The sequence below is a fragment of the Micromonospora sp. WMMD737 genome, from assembly GCF_049179055.1.
Classification (GTDB): domain Bacteria; phylum Actinomycetota; class Actinomycetes; order Mycobacteriales; family Micromonosporaceae; genus Micromonospora; species Micromonospora reichwaldensis.
Map to the genome: position 1 here is coordinate 1422457 of NZ_JBMHMH010000001.1, position 18192 is coordinate 1440648.

Consider the following 18192-nt stretch of genomic DNA (forward strand, 5'->3'; position numbering starts at 1 on the left):
GGCGCGCCTCCGTACCAGGCCGGTAACGCCAAAGAACTTCACGAAAACCCCCAAGGTCGACTTAATCTCGTGAAACCATTAAAGCGACTCATACGCCTTATGTCCCGAGTTACGTACTTTCATCCCTTGACATCGGCGCCCGACCCACCACCGGACAAACGGGCGGACGGCGTCCCGGGTGGCGGCGAAAACCGGGCGGGCGTGACCTCGGCGGCAATGAGCCGCCCCGACTCGCCAGTCACGCCGATGCTGGATAGGGTCGGCAACGGTGTGCCGGGAAGCCTGGTCGGCGTCGTCTGACGCTGCCCAAGACCGAGGTGGAACCGCGTATGACCGACCGCACCCCGCCCGCCGACCGCCCCCGCCCGAACCGGCGCTTCTTCTCGCGTACGTCCTGGCCGGAGGCCCGGTTCCTGGCCGACGTGCTGCGGACCGAGACCGTCGGCGGCGGGCTCCTGCTGTTCGGCGCGATGATCGCGCTCACCTGGGCGAACTCGCCCTGGGAATCCTCCTACGCCGCCCTCGGCGCCTGGGTGCCCTGGCCGGGCGGCGCGGCCCTGCACCTGGATCTGGACCTGGCCGCCTGGGCCGCCGACGGCCTCCTGGCGATCTTCTTCTTCGTCGTCGGGCTGGAACTCAAGCGGGAGTTCGTCGCGGGCGAACTGCGCGACCCCCGCAGGGCGGCGCTGCCCGTGGTCGCGGCGGTCGGCGGCATGGTGGTGCCCGCGCTCATCTATGTCGCGGTCAACCTCGGCGGCGACGGGCTGCGGGGGTGGGCCATCCCCACCGCGACGGACATCGCCTTCGCCCTCGCCGTCCTCGCGGTCATCGGCTCGCACCTGCCGCAGGGTCTGCGCGCCTTCCTGCTCACCCTGGCCGTGGTCGACGACCTGCTCGCCATCACCATCATCGCGATCTTCTACACCGCCGACTTCAGCCCGCTGCCGCTGCTCGGCGCCCTAGTCCCCATCGCCCTCTTCGGCCTGCTCGTGCAGCGGCGCAAGACGTGGTGGTGGGCGCTGATCCCGCTCGCCGCGACCGCCTGGACCCTCATGCACGCCTCCGGGGTGCACGCCACCGTGGCGGGCGTCCTGCTGGGCTTCACCGTGCCCGTCCTGCGGGGCAAAGCCGGCGACGCGCACGGGCTCGCCGAGCACCTGGAGCACCGCTGGCGCCCCGTCTCGGCCGGTTTCGCCGTGCCGATCTTCGCGTTCTTCGCGGCCGGGGTGTCGCTACGGGGCGCCGACCTGGGAGCCATCGTCACCGACCCGATCGTGATCGGCGTCGTCGCCGGTCTGGTGCTCGGCAAGGTCGTCGGGATCTTCGGCTCGACGTTCCTGCTCGCCCGGTTCACCCGCGCCCAGCTCGACGAGGACATCACCTGGACGGACCTGCTCGGCGTCGCGCTGCTCGCCGGCATCGGGTTCACCGTCTCCCTGCTGATCGGCGAACTCGCGTTCGGCCCCGGCAGCGCCGCCGCCGGCAACGTCAAGGCGGCCGTGCTGGCCGGCTCGGTGATCTCCGCGCTGCTCGCCACGGTCGTGCTGATGCGGCGCAACGCCGCCTACCGGCGGATCGCCGAGGCGGAGCGGGTGGACGCCGACCGCGACGGCGTGCCGGACGTCTACCAGCGCGAGCAGGGCTGAACCGGCCGCCGCGCCCCCGGACGAGGCACCGCACCGGGCCGCTCGCCGCGCCGGGCCGCCGGCCGCTCGCCGCACCGGGCCGCCGGGCCGCTCGCCGCGCCGGGCCGGGGCGGTCGCCCGGCCGGGCCGCCGGGTCGGGCCGAGGCCGCCACGCCGGGCCGGTCGCCCGGCCTGCCGTCACCGCTGGCGGTGCCGGCCCGGCGTCGGTCATCCGGCCGCGTCCGGCGCCGGCGGACGTCGGACCCGCCCCGGCGGTCCGGTCGGCCCGCCGGCGGTGAGCGCGGCCCAGAGCAGCCGGCGCAGCAGGACGATCGCCGCCGCCGCGGCCAGGGCCGTCCAGCCCTGGCCGCCGGCCAGCCGCAGCAGCCCGGCGGCGGTCAGCAGGTCCAGCAGCACCCGCATGGCGCACCGCCAGGAGCCCGTGCCGAGCAGCACCGCCAGCCCGGCCAGGGTGGCGAGGGCGGTGGTGGCGGTGACCAGGGCAGGGATCACCGGACGCGCTCCGACTCCCGGACCTGCTGCTGCTCCTGGCGGATCTCCCGGCCCAGGAAGTAGTTCAGCGCGGTCCGGATCGTGGCGATGGCCGCCAACTGGCCGATCTGGGTGAAGGTCGGCGAGACCGCCGTACGCAGGATGTCCGCCGCGAGCTGGAACTCCAGCCCGAGGGTGAGGAACCGCCCCAGGGAGAGCCGGATCGGGGTGAACACGGCGGCGCTGCGGTGCCGCAGTCCCTCGACCACGAACCGCAGCGCCGCCCACGCCGCCCCGACGAAGATGACCACCGCCCCGGCGACCTCCACCGCCGTGACCAGGCCCTGGTAGCCGTGGCGCAGGATCTCCTCGACGCCCATCCGCTGCCGTTACCCGGCCAGCACGGCGGTAGTCGGCGTCAGGTGAGCTGCGTGACGGCCTCCAGGATCAGCCAGAGCCCGCAGATCGCGAAGAGCACCGCGGCACCGTACTTGATGGTCTTCTCGGGCAGCCGCCGGCCGAGCATCCGCCCGACGAGGATGGCGAGCGCGTCCGCCGCCACCATGCCGATCGTCGAGCCGAGCCAGGTGCCGAACCAGCCGTACTGGGTGGCGAGGGTGATGGTGGCGAGCATGGTCTTGTCGCCCAGCTCGGCCAGGAAGAACGCGACCGACACCGCGACGATGGCGGACTTGCTGCTCTTCTCGGCCTTGCGCTTCTCCTCCTCGGTGAGCGAGTCACCGCGCAGGGTCCACGCGCCGAAACCGAGGAACGCCAGGCCCGCGACGAGCGAGATCCACTCCGTCGGCAGCGCGGCGCCGAGCCCGTAGCCGATCGCCACCGAGGCCAGGTGCACCACGGCGGTGGCGACGGTGATCCCGATCAGGACCGGCACGGTCCTGAAGCGGGTGGCGAAGGTCAGGGCCATCAGCTGGGACTTGTCCCCCAGCTCGGCGACGAAGATGACGCCGAAGCTGACGACCAGCGCGACGAGAAAACCTTCCATGACATCCTTCCGGATCATGCCGGGAGGAGGTACGGGGGCGCCCTCGACCCGGCTGCAACAGCCTGGGTCGAAGGTCTCGCCCGCCTCGGATGACGAGGCCGCGTGGCCGGATGCGGAACGCACCAGTGTGTCGACCACGACATTGGGGGCTACTCCCCTTCGCGTCGCCCAGCCTAGCCGATCACCGGTCGGGCCGGCTCCGGCGGGTGAAGACGCTCACCCGCCGGTCACCTGCGCGGCCGCACCGGTCACTCGGCGCGGGCCAGGGTGACGCCGAAGAGGCCGGCCGGATCGGTCCAGAAGTCGTGGGCGGCGAAGCGGGCCGAGCCCAGCTCGGCGGCGATCCCCTCGGGCCGGAACTTCGCCGACACCTCCGTGCGCAGCTCCTCGCCCTCGGCGAAGGTGACCGTCAGGTCCAGCACCCGTACGCGCATCGGCCGCCGCGCCCGCAGCCGCATCTCGATCCACTCCCGCTCGGCGTCCCAGAGCGCTACGTGGGCGAACCCCGCCGGGTCGAAGTCGGCGCCCAGCTCCCGGTTGACGACCCGCAGCACGTTGCGGTTGAACTCGGCGGTGACCCCGGCCGCGTCGTCGTACGCCGGCACGACCACCGCCGGGTCCTTGACCAGGTCGGTCCCGATGAGCAGCCAGTCCCCCGGCTCCAGCGCGGCCCGCATCGCGGCGAGGAACCGCGCCCGCTCGACCGGCAGGAGGTTGCCGATCGTGCCGCCCAGGAAGAGCACCAGCCGGCGCCCACCGGTCGGCAGGCGGTCCAGGTGGCGGGTGAAGTCCCCCACGATGCCGCGCACCCGCAGCCCGGGGTAGTCGGCGGCGATCTCGGCGGTGGACTGCCGCAGCGCGCTGACCGACACGTCCAGTGGCACGAACGTGCCGAGCCCGCCCCGGCGGGTGAACGCGTCCAGCAGCAGCCGGGTCTTCTCCGACGAGCCCGAACCGAGCTCGATCAGCGTCTTCGCCCCGGTCGTCTCGGCGATCGTGGCCGCCCGTTCGGCCAGCACCGCGCGCTCGGCGCGGGTCGGGTAGTACTCCGGCAGGCGGGTGATCTGCTCGAACAGCTCGCTGCCGCGGGCGTCGTAGAACCACTTGGGGGGCAGCCACTTCTCCTCGGCCGTCAGGCCGGTGCGGACGTCCTCCCGCAGGCTGCGGCCCAGGTCCTGCTCCTCCAGGTGGATCTCCAGCGGCTCCGCGCTCATGTCATCCCCTTCGTCGTCGGGTGGAACGTCCCTGTCGGCCGGCGGTCAGACCTCGGCGAGGGCGCGGACGCGTACCCCCGTCGCGGTGGCCTCCACCAGTTGCCCCTCCGGCACCGCCTGCCAGCCGGGGTCGTCGTCGTGCGGCTCGGACGCCAGCAGCACCGAGGCCGGCGTCGCGCGGATCGACAGCGCGTGCCCGGCCACGCTGGCCACCACGGTGCGCCCGTCGGTGAGCAGCAGGTTGAGCCGGGACCCGGGCGCGGCCCCGGCCACCGCCGTCACGGTCTCGGCGACCGCCCGCGCCGGCTTCACCCCGGCCCGCAGCCGGTGCCGCACCAGCGCCCACACCAGCGCCGAGTCGGTGGCCGCGTCGAGGGTGAGCAGGTCGCGTACGGGCAGGGTGGCGGCGAGCGGGACCATCGAGTCGGGCCAGCCCCGCACGACCCCGTTGTGGCTGAACAGCCACCGCCCCTCGGCGAACGGGGCGGCGGCCCCGTCGAGGACCGCCATGCCCACCGTGGCGGAGCGGACGGCGGCCAGCACCGCGCCGGCCGAGGTGACCTGCGCGAGCTGGGCGATGGTCGGGTCGCTCCAGATCGGCTGCGACCGCCGGTAGCGCACCGGCTCACCGTCGCCCGGGTACCAGCCGACGCCGAAGCCGTCGGCGTTGATCGTCCCGCCGCCGCGCATGTCGCGGGGCGCCCAGGACTGCCGCACGAGCGAGTACGGCGGGTCGAACAGCAGCTCCCGCAGGGTGACCGGCGGCCCCAGGTAGGCCAGGTGGCGGCACATCAGGCGGCACCGCCCCGACCGGCGGGACGGTCCGGGCGCCAACCTCTGGTGTCGCCCGGCCCCGGGCGCCGGTCGCCGACGTCGCCCCGCCCCGGGGGGCGGTCCCGGAGCAGGGTGCCTGGTCCGGCCCAACCGTCCGGCCGCCCCGTCCTCACGGCTGCGACTCCTCCGGCCGGGCGTCCCGCGCGCAGCGGAAACCGCTGAAGATCTGCCGCCGGATCGGGAAGTCCCAGTTGCGGAAGGTGCCCCGGCAGGCGGCCCGGTCGGTGCCGAACGACCCGCCGCGCAGCACCCGGTGGTCGTCGCCGAAGAAGACCTCCGAGTATTCGCGGTAGGGGAACGCGGTGAAGCCCGGGTGCCCCCGGAACGGCGTGGAGGTCCACTCCCACACGTCGCCGATGAGCTGGTGCACGCCCAGCGGCGAGGCGCCGGCCGGGTAGGCGCCCACCGGGGCGGGCCACAGGTGCCGCTGGCCCAGGTTGGCGTGCTCGGCGGTGGGGTCGTCGTCGCCCCACGGGTAGCGGCGGGAGCGGCCGGAGGCCGGGTCCCAGCGGGCCGCCTTCTCCCACTCCGCCTCGGTCGGCAGCCGCTTGCCGGCCCAGGCCGCGTAGGCCCGCGCCTCGTGGTAGCAGACATGCACCACGGGCTCGTCGTCGCGGACCGGCGCCCACCGCCCGAACCGCCGGTAGGCCCAGCCGTCGCCGTCGCGTCGCCAGTGCATCGGCGCGACCAGCTCCGCCTCCCGGCGGTGCCGCCAGCCGGCCGGGCTCCACCAGCGCGGGTCGTCGTAGCCGCCGTCGGCGATGAACTCGCGGTAGCGCCCGTTGGTCACCGGCGCGGCGTCGATGGCGTACGCCGGCAGGTGGACCCGGTGGGCGGGTCGCTCGTTGTCCAGCGCCCACGGGTCGGCGTCGGTGCCCATGGTGAACTCGCCGGCCGGCACCAGCACCTCGCCGTCGACCCTGGTCGTCGGTTCCGGCGGCGGCGGGGCGTGCAACACCGCCGGGCCGGCGCGCAGCTGGTGGGTGGCGAGCATCGTCTCGTCGTGCTGCTGCTCGTGCTGCACGATCATGCCGAAGGCGAAGCCGTCGGCGACCAGCGGCCGCTCGGTGAACGCGACCCGGTCCAGCAGGTCGAGCACCTTGTCCCGGACGGTGAGCAGGTAGGCGCGGGCCTCCTGCGGGGGCAGCAGCGGCAGCGCCGGGCGGTCCCGGCGGGGCTGCTTGAACGCGTCGTACAGGTCGTCGATGTCCCGCCGGACGGGTTCGCGCCCGCCCACGTCCCGGACCAGCCAGAGCTCCTCCTGGTTGCCCACGTGGGCGAGGTCCCAGACCAGCGGGGACATCAGCGGCGAGTGCTGTCGCGTCAGGTCGGCCTCGTCGACCGCCTCGGTCAGCAGGGCGGTGCGGGCGCGGGTGCGTTCGAGTTCCGCCGCGATCCGGCTGCGCAACTGCTCCGGGCCCGCCGGGCGCGTGGACGTTCCGGTCACCGGTGACTCCTCCCCGCGACGTCGCGTCGCCGCCGTACGCCTCGGTCGATGTCGTCGTGCAGGGCCGCCGGCAGGTCGAGCCGGGGCAGGGCCGCGAGGGCCAGGTCGAACAGGTCCGCCGCCGCGGCGGCAAGCGCCGGGTCGCGCAGGCCGTGGCGGGCGGCGGCGTGCCAGCGGTGCGCCACCGGCCCGGCGACGGCGCGGGCCGCACGGACCGTGCCCGGGTCGGCCAGCAGGACGGCCAGCACCGCGAGCGGGAGCAGCCAGCCCCGGCCGGGCTGCGTGTCGAGGTAGCGCAGCTCCAGATAGCCCCGGGGTCGCACCGGCGGGAAGAGGGTGCTCACGTGATAGTCGAGGTCGTCGGTGGTGGGCGGCCGGGGCAGCGCCCCGTCGACCCAGTCGGCGAACGTGATCCCCGGCGGCGGCGTCCAGTCCGGGCCGTCGCCGCGCACGCAGAGCAGTGGCGCGGCGAGGACGTAGCTGGTCCAGGCCGTGACCGGGTCGGTGTCGGTCTCCGGTGTCCACACCGGACGGGTGCGGGCCGGGTCGATGCCGTACCAGGCGGCCATCCGGGCGGACGCCCAGCCGGTGCTGCGCCCGGCGTGCCGGTCGGCCGTGGCGAACGCGGCCAGCAGGGGCGGCCCGAGCGCGTGCACCGCCGCCCAGCGCTCCGGCAGGTGTTCCGGCTCCCCGGCGTCCAGGCAGACCTGGAGACCGGCCGTGCTGTACATCATCGTCCGGCCGGCCGGGCCGCGCCGGTCGAAGACGTGGCGCATGGCCCGGTAGCGGGGGCCCTCGACCACCGGGCGGGGCGGCCGGTGCGGGTCTATGCCGCTGCGCCCGAGGACCAGCCCGGCGGCGTCGAGCAGGCCGGTCAGCACGGCGATGTCGCCGTCGGTGGCGTGGATCAGGGTGGCGAGCGAGGAGCGTGGCGCGGTGGAGATCTCCAGCTGCCCGCCGGGCTCCACGGTCACGGTGCCACCGTGCGGGAGCGGCTCGGCGGGGCTCGCGCGGTCGAGGGTGCGGGGGCTGTGCCGCCCCAGTGCCGCCCGGAGCCGCTCGCCGTCGACCGGGCGGGCGGGGTCGGCGGCGTCGTGCACGGTCCATTCGAGTTCGACGCCGGTGTGGGTCGGTGGGCCGGTCTTGAAGCAGATGCGCGCGAGGTGACCCTCGGCGGCGGCGGACTCCCGCAGCACGGTGGTCCGGTCGAGCTCCGGCGACGTCACCACGGCATGGGCCCCCTTCCCGGCCGACTTCCGTTCGGTGTCACCGTAACGCCACCCACCGTCATCGGCGCGGGCGTCGGTGGCCCCACGCACTCCTGTCTAGCAGACGAATTCCGCGCGGCCGGCCGGAACGTGCAGCGCAAACGGCCTCTCCCGGCCCGTCGCGACGGCCGGGAGAATCAGCGGCCGGGACCGACCGCGAGGGGCGTCAGTCGGTCGGGGTCGCAGTCGGGGTCGGGCTCGCCCCCTTCTTCGGCGGCTTGTCGGGCGACTTCTTCGCCGCCACGTCGGGCAGCAGTCGCCCGCAGAAGCCTTCGACCCGCTCCCGGCCGCCCGCCGCGGCCACCAGGCGCGCGAACGAGGGCCTGTCCAGGGCCTTCTCCCGCTGCGCCGGCTTCTTCGCCAGGTACGCGTTACAGAGTCCGCGCAGTTGTCCGGTCTGCTCCCGGGGCGCTCCCGGTGCGTCGCCGGCGGTGCTGCCGGGGGCGGGTGCGCCCGAGGTCGGGGCGGCGGAGGGGCGGGGCGGGGTCCCGGTGGGGCGGCCACCGGGGTCGCCGGTCGATCCGTCCCGGTGCGGCCTGGTGGTGGCCGGCGCCGGGGTCGGGGTGGCGGGGCGGGGCGGCGGGGCCGGGTCGTCGGCCCGGTCCAGCGTGACGGCGGCGAAGGCGGCGCCCGCGGTCGCGGTGACCGCGATCCCCGCGCCCCAGGCCACGGCGCCGGCGGTGAACCGGCGCCGGCGTGGCGACGGGACGGCTCCGGCGGCGGGGCCGGCCGCACGCGCCGCCCGGAAGGCCGCCAGGGCGTCCTGCTCCCCGGCCAGTTCGCCGGGGCGGGCGGGGGCGGCGGCGGCGGAGAGCAGCCGGGCGAGCGGCTCGGCGTCCGGCGTACGGGAGGCATCCGCGCGGGCGGCGTCGAGGAGCCGGTCGGACGCGCCGCGGTCGGCGGGCCGCTCGGTCCGGCGAAAGAACATCCAGGATCCCCTCACGTCAACCGTCCGCCGGTTCGGCGTGCGACGCCTGCCGCCGGCCGGTGCGCGGTCGGGGCGCCGCGGCGGCCTCGGGGGCGGCCGGCGACCGGCTCGGGTCGTGGCGTTCCATCAGGACGGCGAGCCGGCGCAGCCCCCGGTGGGCGGCGGTGCGCACGGCACCGGCCCGGCGGCCGAGTACCCGCCCGGCGGTCTCGGCGTCCAGCCCGACGACGGCGCGCAGCAGGACGGCCTCGGCCTCGCGGGGCGGCAGGGTGGCGATCAGCGCGAGCGCCGCCTCGGTGCCGATCGTCTCGCCGGCCCGTTCGGCCGTGTCGGCGTCGCCGGCCAGTTCGGCGAGCGCCTGCACCGGCACGGGCAGCGACGGACGACGGCGCTGCCGGCGCAGGTGGTCCATGGCCCGGTTGCGGGCGATGGTGACGGTCCAGGCCCGGAACTCGCCGCCGGTGAAGCCGGGCAGGTCGCGGGAGACCTGCAACCAGGTCTCCGAGGCGACGTCCTCGGCGTCCGCGCCGACCAGGGCGGTCAGGTACCGGAGCAGGCCGGGCTGGAGGCTGCGGTAGAGGAAGCGGAAGGCGTCCTCGTCGCCGGCCTGCGCCGCCACGACGGCCTCGTTCAGCTCACCGGCCATGTGGTCGCCGCTTCCGTCCCGTGGACACGCGCAGGCGGCGCACGCCCACGGGGGCGTGCGCGAGGCAAGCACGGTCCGGCAAACGGACCTGATCCCGCACCCTTCAGCCCCCCGCTGACCTGATCACGCCCGGGACCGCGTCGCCCGGACCGTACGTCTGGACTCCTGCCGTGGCGGCACGGCCGATGGCGCAGGTGCCGCGGCGACGCCGTGGGGCGGGCCCGAGTCGGGCTAACGCTAGGAGCGCCGGGTCGATCGGGGCAAGCCCGCCCCGGTGGGCAGAAGAGTGAGAATTATCTAGCCGTTCGGCCGGCACGTCGCCGTAACGGCGCGGCAGCCCGGGACGCTGCACCCCGTCGACGGGCGGAGGCGTCGGCGCATTCGACCAGCCCACGACGGACATGAGGGGAATGTCGTCACACACCGTCCACGGGCGCTCACAGCCTATCCGAGGCCGGTCCGGTCCCGCCGCCCCCGCCGCGCGGGCGGCGCGGTTCGACCCGACGACACGCGGCGCGCCGATCCCCGCCGGCCTGGGTACGGTAATGCTGTGTTGTCATCGGAGGTCGTACTCAGCGGTCGCTACCGCCTGGACGAGCGTGTCGCCACGGGCGGCATGGGCGACGTCTGGCGGGGCAAGGACCTCGTCCTCGGCCGGCAGGTCGCGGTCAAGGTCCTGCTGCCGGCGCTGGTCTCCGACCCCGACTTCATCGCCCGCTTCCGTGCCGAGGCCCGGATCATGGCCGCCCTGCGCCACCCGGGCATCGTCCAGGTCTTCGACAGCGGCGAGGACGACCTGCCCGACGGCGGGCGGGCCGACTACCTGGTCATGGAGTTCGTGACCGGCCAGCCGCTGTCCAAGCGGATCGAGGCCGTCGGGCGTCTCGACGTGGCCGAGACGATGGCGATCGTCGCGCAGGTCGCGCAGGCGCTGCACGCCGCGCACCTCGGCGGGATCGTGCACCGCGACGTCAAGCCGAGCAACCTGCTGGTGCAGGAGGACGGCAGTGTCGTGCTGGTCGACTTCGGTGTCGCCCGGTCGACCAACATCACCAGCATCACCAGCACGAACGCCGTGCCGGGCACCGCGCTCTACATGGCGCCGGAGCAGGCCGCCGGCCGGCCGGTGTCCGGCGCGACCGACATCTACGCCCTCGGCGCGGTGACCTACTGCTGCCTGAGCGGCAGCCCGCCGTTCACCGGCGACAACCCGCTGCAGGTCGCCGTGCGCCACCTCGACGACGAGCCGCCGGAGCTGCCGCACGACGTTCCGGAGGCGGTCCGCGCGCTGGTTTCCCGCGCCCTGGCCAAGGATCCGGCCGACCGGTTCAGCAGCGCGGCGGCGATGGCCGAGGCCGCGCGCGCCGCCGTGTCCGACCCCTCCGCGCCGACCGCCATGGTGCCCGCCGCCGCAGCGGCGGGAGGCGTCGATCCGGGCACCCGCACCGACGTGCCGGTCGCCGCGACCGTGGCCCGCCGGAGGCGACGCGGCACCCTGGTCGGCGCGGCGGCGGCGGTGCTGGTGGCGCTGGCCGGCCTCGGCGCGGCGCTCGGCATGACCAGCGAGGCCGACGCACCGGCGGTCAAGGTCCCGCAGGCGACCACCCCGGCAGCGGAGCCGAGCGGCGGCGCCGAGGCGCCGGTGAAGGAGGAGGACGCCCCCGTCGACCCCGGGCGGCCGTTCCGGCCCACCGGCTCCACCGCCAGCCCCTCGCCGTCGGCCACCGCGCCGCCGGTCTCGCCCCAGCCGAGCGGGTCGGCGGCTCCGGAGTCGCCGGATCCCACGAAGACCGACGATCCGCCGGTGGCGACGCCCAGCACCAGCACCGCCCCGACGCAGACCACGCCGCCGACGGAGCCGACCCCGACCCAGACCACCCCGGTCGAGCCGGCCAATCCGCCGGTGGTCTGAGCGCCGGCGCCCGGCCGCGTGATCCCGTGGTGACGCCACGTCGATCCCGCTGGCACCGATAACCCCAAACCGGACGTACGGGCACAGAAATCACTCTAGGCTCCCCAGCAGGCACTTTCCGCCCTCTGCCTCAGGAGCCCGGGTGAGCGTTGAGAAGTTGGTCGTCATCGGCCAGGGATACGTCGGCCTACCGCTGGCCATGCGAGCCGTCGAGGTCGGCCTGGACGTGGTCGGCCTCGACGTCGACTCCGACCGGGTCAAGCGGCTCGCGTCGGGCGAGTCGTTCGTCGAGGACATCCCCGCCGACCGGCTCGGCCGCGCGCTGGGCAGCGGCCGGTACCGGCCGAGCACGGCGTACACCGACGCGGAGGGCTTCGACATCTGCGTGATCACGGTGCCCACGCCGCTGCGCGACGGCACGCCCGACCTCAGCTTCGTGGAGCAGGCCGGCCGCGGCATCGGCCCGTACGTGCGGCCGGGCTGCACGGTGATCCTGGAGTCCACCACCTATCCCGGCACCACGGAGGAGCTGCTGCGCCCCCTGCTGGAGTCGGCCAGCGGGCTGCTCAGCCCGGGCGACTTCCACCTGGGCTACAGCCCCGAGCGGATCGACCCGGGCAACCCGACCTGGCGCCTGGAGAACACCCCGAAGGTGGTCTCCGGGATGGACGCGGTCGCCCTCGCCCGGGTGGACGGGTTCTACCGCCGGCTCGTGGAACGGACCGTGCCGGTGGACTCCACCCGGGTGGCGGAGCTGACCAAGCTGATCGAGAACACGTTCCGCCAGGTGAACATCGCCCTCATCAACGAGCTGACGATGCTCTCCCACCACCTCGACATCGACGTCTGGCAGGCGATCGAGGCGGCGGAGAGCAAGCCGTTCGGCTTCATGCCGTTCCGGCCTGGCCCGGGGGTCGGCGGGCACTGCCTGCCGATCGACCCGTGCTACCTGTCCTGGCAGGTCAAGCGGCGCCTCGGGCGGCAGTTCCGGTTCATCGAGCTGGCCAACGACGTCAACCACGAGATGCCCGAGCACGTGGCCCGACGGATCATGAACGGGCTGAACCGGGCCGGTCGCGCCGTCAGCGGGGCCCGGCTGCTGCTGCTCGGGCTGGCGTACAAGAAGAACACCGGTGACATGCGGGACTCCCCCGCCGTCGACGTGGCCCAGCGCCTGCAGGCCCTGGGCGCGGACGTCCGGGCGGTGGAGCCGTACGCGGAGCCGCACCAGATCCCGGGCGGCGTGCTCGTGGTGGAGCTGACCGAGCGGGAGGTGCGCGCGGCGGACGCGGTGGTGGTGGTCACCGACCACGACGACTTCGACTACGACCTGGTGACCCGGCACGCCCGGTACGTCTTCGACACCCGCAACCGGTGTGCCGGCCCGGTGGTGGAACGCCTGTAGGCCCGGCACCGCTGGCCGGTCCCGGCACCCGGACGGGGCGACGGGACCGGCCGGCGGCTGTCACTGGTCGCCGAGCGCCTCGACCACCGGCCGGGACAGCGCCCGGCGCGCCGGCAGCACCGAGGCGACCAGGGCGGCCAGCACCGCGACCCCGAGGATCAGACCGAGCTGCCCCACCGGCAGCACCACCGCGAAGTCGCCGCTGATCCGGGCCAGCAGGGCCATCGCGGCGGCGCTGACGCCGGTGCCGAGGCCCACCCCGAGCAGCGCGCCGACCAGCGCCGTCAGCACCGCCTCGACGGCCAGCATGGCGCGCATCCGTCCCCGGGTCAGGCCGACCGCCCGCAGCACGGCGTTCTCCCGGGTCCGTTCCACCACCGACAGGCTCAGCGTGTTGGCGACCCCGACCAGCGCGATCACCACGGCCAGGCCCAGCAGCGCGGTGACGAGGGCGAGCAGCATGTCGACCGTGGCCGTGAGCATCTTCTTGTACGCGCCCTGGTCCATCAGGTTGGCCGTCGGATACCGGGCGACCACCGCCTCGACGGCGGCCCGCGCCTGATCGCCGGAGACCCCGTCGGCGGGCTCGATCTCGGCCAGGAAGCCCCGCTCGTCGGGGAAGAGCGCGGCGAAGTCGGCGTCCACCACGTCGATCACGTGACCGTCGGGGACGGGGCTGCCGGCGAGTGCCGGTCCGTCGGCGGTGACGACCGCGGCCACCCGCAACGACCGGCCGCGCACGGTGACGGTGGAGCCGGTCGTCCAGCCCCGGGCCTCGGCCAGCTCCCGGTGCACCAGCACCCACCCGGGCCCCAACCGGTCGACGTCCCCCGCCACGACGCCCGTCAGCGTCCGGGCCACCAGGGCGGGGTGCGCGGCCTGGATCTGCACGCCGGCGGCGACGGCGCCACGCCGCTCGTGCACCACCGCCAGTTCGGGCCGGGCGCGCAGCTCGGCCACGAGTGGCGCCGGCAGGCTCCCGCCGATCCCGGTGACCAGCCAGTCGACCCCGATCTCGGCGTCCACGCTGCGCTCGATGCCGTCCTTGGTGCTGCGGGCGCCGACCACGAAGGCCGACACCAGACCGATCCCGATCACCAGGGCCGTGGCGGTCGCGGCGATCCGGCGCGGATTGCGTACGGCGTTCGCCACGGCCAGGCCGGCGGTGGCGCCGAACAGCCGGCGGGCCGGCCACCCCAGCACCCGGACCAGCGCCGGCACGAGCACCGGGCCGAAGAGCACGATGCCGAAGAAGGTGAGCACGCCACCGGCGGCCACGAGCACCACCTGGACGGCGTACGCGGCGCCGACCAGCGCGGCGATCCCGGCGGCGAAGACCAGCGCCCCGACGGTCAGCCGGAGCCGGCCGGCGCCCCGGGCGGGCTGGACCGCCGCGTCGGTGAGCGCGGCGACCGGGGCGATCCGGGTGCCCCGCCACGCGGGCAGCAGGGCGGCGCCCATCGTGATCGCCGTGCCGAGGAGCAGGCTGACCAGCACGGTCGAGGCGGTGACCGTGAGCCCGCCGGGGGCCGGCGCGTCGAGGCGCGCCATCACCTGGTTCATGCCGCCGGCCAGGGCCACGCCGATCAGCACGCCGGCCGCGGAGGCGACCAGCCCGAGCAGCGCGGCCTCCAGCAGCGCGGCGCGGAACAGCTGGCCCCGGGTCGCGCCGACCAGCCGCAGCAGCGCGGTCCGCCGGGTCCGCTGCGCCAGCACGATCGCGAAGGTGTTGGCGATGACGAAGCCGGCGACCACGACCGCGACCCCGGCGAAGGTCAGCAGCGCCATGTTGAACTGCTGGAGGTCGCGGACCGCGTCGGTCACGGCGTCGTCGAGGATCCGCTGCCGGGTCTTGACGGTCGCGCCGGCTCCGACGGCCTCGGCGGCCCGTCCGGCCAGCGCCTCGTCGGCCGTGCCCGGCCGGGCGGCCACCATGATCCGGTCGTAGCCGCGTTGGCCGGTCACCGCGAGGGCGTCCGCGCCGACCAGGCCGATGAACGGACCGCCGACGTCGCGGGCGGTGCCGGCCACGTCGACCGTGCCGACCAGCGTGTACGGGCGGGCCGCTCCCCCGCCGCCGCCGACGCGTACGGGCGCGCCGAGGGCGAAGCCCTCCTCCTCGGCGGTCGCGGCGTCCAGCACCACCTCGCCGGGGCGGTCGGGCAGCCGGCCGGCCACCACGTCGTACGAGCGCAGCGCCTCGTCGACGGGGATGGCGGCGAGGACGGCGTAGCCGAGCACGGGGCGGCCGTCGGCGCCGACGACGCCGCCGGAGCCGAGCAGTTCCCCCTCGGCGGCGGCGACCCCGTCGACGGAGCGCACCTTCTCGACCAGCGCGACCGGCAACGGGTCGTCGGTGGTGGAGTGGACGGCGAGGTCGGTGTGCCTGTCGAACGCCCCGGCCCGCTCGTACGCGCCGGTGCGCATCCCGTCGACGAAGATCAGCGTGCCGGCGATGAACGCGACGCCGAGCACGATGGCCAGCGAGGAGAGCATCAGGCGCAGTGCCTCGGCGCGGAGCTGGCGCAGGGTCGTCCTGATCACCGGGTCACCGCCTCGCGGCCGGCGGCCGGCACGCGCGCCGGGTCGAGGCCGGCGAGCGCGTCGAGCACGCGCTCGGCGGTCGGCGCGGTGAGGTCGCGCACCGGCCGCCCGTCGGCGAGGAAGACCACCCGGTCGGCGTGCCCGGCGGCCGACGGGTCGTGGGTCACCATGATCACCGTCTGGCCGAGGGTGTCGACGGCCTCGCGGAGCAGGCGCAGCACCTCGGCGCCGGAGTGGGAGTCCAGGTTGCCGGTCGGCTCGTCGGCGAAGATCACCCACGGCTTGGTGATCAGGGCGCGGGCGACCGCCACCCGCTGCTGCTGGCCGCCGGAGAGCTCGGCGGGACGGTGGCGCAGTCGGTCGGCGAGCCCTACCGCGGCGACGACCTGGCGCAGCCAGGCCCGCTCCGGCCGCCGGCCGGCGATCGCCAGGGGCAGCACGATGTTCTCCTCGGCGGTCAGCGCCGGCAGCAGGTTGAACTTCTGGAACACGAAGCCGACCCGGTCGCGGCGCAGCAGGGTGAGCCGCTTGTCGTCAAGGCCGGCGAGGTCGGCGTCGCCGATGCGCACGCTGCCGGAGGTGGGCCGGTCCAGGCCGGCGAGGCAGTGCATGAGGGTGGACTTGCCGGAGCCGGAGGGGCCCATGATGGCGGTGAACCGGCCGGCGGCGAACTCGACGTCGACACCGTCGAGGGCGACGACGGCGGCCGGGCCGGCGCCGTACCGCTTGGACAGGCCGCGGGCGGTGACCGCGACGCCGGCGGTGGCGTGCGCGGGAGGTGCGACGGACACGTGGAGCTCCCCGTGGAGATCGTGGCTGGGACGTCTCCGACGCTATGGGCGCCGCCGGTCCGGCCGCGTCCACCCGCGCGTGGTGATCCCGCTGCGACCTGGGGAGCCCCTGACGGGGTGGGCCCGTACGACCTGGGTCGTAGGCCGGCTCAGCCGCCGGGGGTGACCAGCCCCGTCTCGTACGCCAGCACCACGGCCTGCACCCGGTCGCGAAGCTGGAGCTTGGCGAGGATCCGCCCGACGTGCGTCTTCACGGTGGCCTCGGCGACGTGCACCCGGGCGGCGATCTCCGCGTTGGAGAGGCCCTGCGCCACCAGCAGGAGGATCTCCCGCTCGCGTTCGGTGAGCTGGTCGATCCGGGGGTCCTCGGCGGGCCCGGGGCCGAGCCGGCCGGCGAACCGGTCGAGCAGCCGCCGGGTGATGGACGGGGCGACCACCGAGTCGCCCCGGGCAACCACCCGGATGGCCGCCAGCAGCTCCTCGGGCGGGACGTTCTTGAGCAGGAAGCCGCTGGCGCCCGCCTGGAGCGCGGCGAAGGCGTCGGCCTCGGTGTCGAAGGTGGTGAGCACCAGCACCCGCGGCCCTCCGGCGGGACGCTCCTGGCAGATCCGGCGGGTCGCCTCCACCCCGTCCATGGTCGGCATCCGGACGTCCATCACCACGACGTCGGCCTCCACGCGGGCCAGCAGCCGCAGGGCGTCGGCCCCGTCGATCGCCTCGCCGACGACCTCCAGGTCCGGCTGGGAGCCCAGCACCATCCGGAAGCCGGCGCGGACCAGGGCCTGGTCGTCCACGATCACCACGCGGACCGTCATGCCGCCGTCACCTCCGTCGTCGGGGACGTCGACGGTAGCGGTAGCCGCGCCTCGACCTGCCAGCCCCCGGCGAGCCGGGGGCCCGCGGTGAGGCTGCCGTCGTACACGCCGACCCGCTCGCGCATGCCCACCAGGCCGTGCCCGCCGGACGGCGCGGGACTGACCGGCGGCGCGCCGCGCCCGTCGTCGACCACCCGGACCACCACGGCGTCGCCGGCGTGCGCGACGGTGACCTCGACGTCGGCGCCGACCCCGGCGTGCTTCAGGGCGTTGGTCAGTCCCTCCTGTACCACCCGGTAGACGGTCAGTTCCAGCCCGGGCGGCATCGGCGCCGGTTCCCCGGTGACCGCGTGCCGGGTTCGGAGGCCGGCGGCGCGGAACCGGTCGAGCAGGGCGGGCAGTTCCGCCAGCGCCAACCGGCGGTGCGCCGGGTCGGCGGTCGTCCCGGCGTCGCCGGGCGCACCCGCCGCGCCGGGCCCGGCCTGCGCGTCCGGCGCGTCGGGCTCCCGCAGTACGCCGACCAGCCGGCGCATCTCCTCCAGCGCCTGCCGGCCGGTGTCGGCGACCACCTTCACCGCCTGGCGGGCGGTCTCCGGGTCCCGGTCGAGCGTGAACCGCGCCCCGTCGGCCTGCACGATCATCACCGCCATGCTGTGCGCCACCACGTCGTGCAGTTCCCGGGCGATGCGGGTGCGTTCCTCCGCGACCGCGGCGCGCGCCTCCGCCTCGCGTTCCCGCTCCAGGGTGGCGGCCCGCTCCTCCAGGCTGAACACGTAGAGCCGGCGGGTGCGCACGTTCAGCCCGACCAGCCAGACCGCCCCGGTGACCAGCCCGTAGTAGATGGCCGCCGCCCACCAGGCGATGGCTCCCGAGGTCTGGAGGCCGGCGAGCACCACCCCGACGGCGGCGCCGATCCCGGCGAGGACCCCGTCGCGGAGCCGGTCGGCGTACTTGACGACGCTGTAGAGGGCGATCAGCACCGCGATGTCGAAGGGCAGCGGCCCCCACCCGGCGACGACCTGCACCATCGCGAGGGCGGCCACCACGGCGGCGACCGCCGACGGGTGGACCCGGCGGAACAGCAGCGCCACCGCCATCGCGGCTCCGACCAGGGTGGCCCTGCCACCGCCGGGCTGGTTCGCCATGCCGGCGAGGCCGAGGAGCGCCACCGTGGCGGAGACGAAGGCGTCGAAGGCGACGCCGCGCAGGGGGCGGCCGAGGATCGCGCGGTTCACGGTCACCCAGCGTACGTGCCGCAGGTCAGG

At 75.4% G+C, this 18192-nt stretch carries 16 protein-coding genes; 3 read left to right on the forward strand and 13 right to left on the reverse strand.

Annotated features, from left to right (window positions below; genetic code table 11):
- Nucleotides 1–329: 329 nt before the first annotated feature.
- On the forward strand, nucleotides 330–1646 hold the full coding sequence (gene nhaA, locus ACN27A_RS05510; protein WP_421450189.1) for a Na+/H+ antiporter NhaA: 1317 nt from the start codon (nucleotides 330–332) through the stop codon (nucleotides 1644–1646).
- A 207-nt stretch (nucleotides 1647–1853) separates the two neighbouring features.
- On the opposite strand, the gene ACN27A_RS05515 is transcribed toward nhaA, so the two are convergent.
- From ACN27A_RS05515 to ACN27A_RS05555, 9 genes are all read right to left on the reverse strand, one after another.
- Nucleotides 1854–2138, reverse strand: coding sequence for a hypothetical protein (locus ACN27A_RS05515; protein ID WP_421450190.1), 285 nt, complete (start codon nucleotides 2136–2138; stop codon nucleotides 1854–1856).
- Complete coding sequence (locus ACN27A_RS05520) at nucleotides 2135–2497, reverse strand: DUF1622 domain-containing protein (RefSeq protein ID WP_421450191.1); 363 nt, start codon at nucleotides 2495–2497, stop codon at nucleotides 2135–2137. The genes ACN27A_RS05515 and ACN27A_RS05520 overlap by 4 nt, the downstream gene beginning before the upstream one ends.
- Nucleotides 2498–2535: 38 nt before the next feature.
- Complete coding sequence (locus ACN27A_RS05525) at nucleotides 2536–3123, reverse strand: TMEM165/GDT1 family protein (RefSeq protein ID WP_421450192.1); 588 nt, start codon at nucleotides 3121–3123, stop codon at nucleotides 2536–2538.
- Nucleotides 3124–3371: 248 nt separating this feature from the next.
- A complete protein-coding gene (gene egtD, locus ACN27A_RS05530) occupies nucleotides 3372–4337 on the reverse strand; it encodes an L-histidine N(alpha)-methyltransferase (RefSeq protein WP_421450193.1) in 966 nt (321 codons plus the stop codon).
- A 45-nt stretch (nucleotides 4338–4382) separates the two neighbouring features.
- The gene (gene egtC, locus ACN27A_RS05535; protein ID WP_357580883.1) at nucleotides 4383–5129 is read right to left on the reverse strand and encodes an ergothioneine biosynthesis protein EgtC; all 747 of its coding nucleotides are present in this window, start codon (nucleotides 5127–5129) and stop codon (nucleotides 4383–4385) included.
- Between the two features lie 151 nt (nucleotides 5130–5280).
- Nucleotides 5281–6618: an ergothioneine biosynthesis protein EgtB gene (gene egtB / locus ACN27A_RS05540; protein ID WP_421450194.1), complete on the reverse strand. Its 1338-nt coding sequence runs from the start codon at nucleotides 6616–6618 to the stop codon at nucleotides 5281–5283.
- On the reverse strand, nucleotides 6615–7847 hold the full coding sequence (gene egtA / locus ACN27A_RS05545) for an ergothioneine biosynthesis glutamate--cysteine ligase EgtA (RefSeq protein ID WP_421450195.1): 1233 nt from the start codon (nucleotides 7845–7847) through the stop codon (nucleotides 6615–6617). The genes egtB and egtA overlap by 4 nt, the downstream gene beginning before the upstream one ends.
- A gap of 205 nt (nucleotides 7848–8052) precedes the next feature.
- Nucleotides 8053–8814, reverse strand: coding sequence for a hypothetical protein (locus tag ACN27A_RS05550; RefSeq protein WP_421450196.1), 762 nt, complete (start codon nucleotides 8812–8814; stop codon nucleotides 8053–8055).
- A gap of 16 nt (nucleotides 8815–8830) precedes the next feature.
- Nucleotides 8831–9460 (reverse strand): RNA polymerase sigma factor, encoded by a 630-nt coding sequence (locus ACN27A_RS05555; protein ID WP_421450197.1) that lies wholly within the window; start codon nucleotides 9458–9460, stop codon nucleotides 8831–8833.
- A gap of 550 nt (nucleotides 9461–10010) precedes the next feature.
- Here ACN27A_RS05555 and ACN27A_RS05560 point away from each other — a divergent pair.
- Together ACN27A_RS05560 and ACN27A_RS05565 are read left to right on the forward strand one after the other, a co-directional pair.
- On the forward strand, nucleotides 10011–11372 hold the full coding sequence (locus tag ACN27A_RS05560) for a protein kinase domain-containing protein (protein ID WP_421450198.1): 1362 nt from the start codon (nucleotides 10011–10013) through the stop codon (nucleotides 11370–11372).
- 142 nt (nucleotides 11373–11514) lie between these two features.
- Nucleotides 11515–12777 carry a nucleotide sugar dehydrogenase gene (locus ACN27A_RS05565; protein WP_421450199.1) on the forward strand — a complete coding sequence of 421 codons (1263 nt, stop codon included), beginning with the start codon at nucleotides 11515–11517 and terminating at the stop codon, nucleotides 12775–12777.
- Nucleotides 12778–12837: 60 nt separating this feature from the next.
- Here the strand turns inward: ACN27A_RS05565 and ACN27A_RS05570 are convergent, their stop codons facing one another.
- The 4 genes from ACN27A_RS05570 to ACN27A_RS05585 all read right to left on the reverse strand — a co-directional run bounded on the left by ACN27A_RS05570 (nucleotide 12838) and on the right by ACN27A_RS05585 (nucleotide 18168).
- Nucleotides 12838–15321 (reverse strand): ABC transporter permease, encoded by a 2484-nt coding sequence (locus ACN27A_RS05570; RefSeq protein WP_421450200.1) that lies wholly within the window; start codon nucleotides 15319–15321, stop codon nucleotides 12838–12840.
- A complete protein-coding gene (locus ACN27A_RS05575; RefSeq protein WP_421450201.1) occupies nucleotides 15318–16112 on the reverse strand; it encodes an ABC transporter ATP-binding protein in 795 nt (264 codons plus the stop codon). The genes ACN27A_RS05570 and ACN27A_RS05575 overlap by 4 nt, the downstream gene beginning before the upstream one ends.
- A gap of 149 nt (nucleotides 16113–16261) precedes the next feature.
- On the reverse strand, nucleotides 16262–16927 hold the full coding sequence (locus ACN27A_RS05580) for a response regulator (RefSeq protein WP_421450202.1): 666 nt from the start codon (nucleotides 16925–16927) through the stop codon (nucleotides 16262–16264).
- Nucleotides 16924–18168, reverse strand: coding sequence for a sensor histidine kinase (locus tag ACN27A_RS05585; RefSeq protein WP_421450203.1), 1245 nt, complete (start codon nucleotides 18166–18168; stop codon nucleotides 16924–16926). The genes ACN27A_RS05580 and ACN27A_RS05585 overlap by 4 nt, the downstream gene beginning before the upstream one ends.
- Between the last annotated feature and the right edge of the window lie 24 nt (nucleotides 18169–18192).